Origin of the sequence: Enterobacter cloacae complex sp. 6730903 (genome assembly GCF_048283985.1) — a bacterium.
Taxonomy (GTDB): Bacteria; Pseudomonadota; Gammaproteobacteria; order Enterobacterales; family Enterobacteriaceae; genus Enterobacter; species Enterobacter hormaechei_C.
Genome location: NZ_JBLVXX010000183.1, coordinates 1 through 342, shown reverse-complemented (window position 1 = coordinate 342; position 342 = coordinate 1). Strand labels below are relative to the sequence as shown.

Genomic DNA, 342 nt, shown 5'->3' with positions numbered 1-342 from the left:
CTCTTTAACATGAGAAACAGCATCCCCTTTCATAAGCGCCAAGCTATTTAATGAAAGATGCGAGATCACACGCCACTGTTCACTTTGGCCTTGTTCAAACTTATAAGGCTTGGTAGGTCGTTTTAAAACAATGGCACGTCTCGCCAAGCTACTATCATTTAAATTTAATACGTTATTAGACTGACCCAGTGCTTCATGAGGTAAATCACGGTTTGAACATAATAATTTAGTGCTAATAAAATCTGAGCGCGTTGAAAATGGATTTAAATTTTTAGAAATAATCGAATAGCCCATTTCAACGAAATTGGACTGTAACTTTTGATAGTTTACTGAGTAAAAAAA

Annotated in this window: 1 protein-coding gene; it reads right to left on the bottom strand. The window is 35.4% G+C overall.

Annotation, left to right across the window (positions count from 1 at the left end; genetic code table 11):
* A partial coding sequence (locus ACNQ0W_RS25465) for a type VI secretion system baseplate subunit TssF (RefSeq protein ID WP_417933317.1) occupies window positions 1-342 on the bottom strand: 342 nt, incomplete at both ends.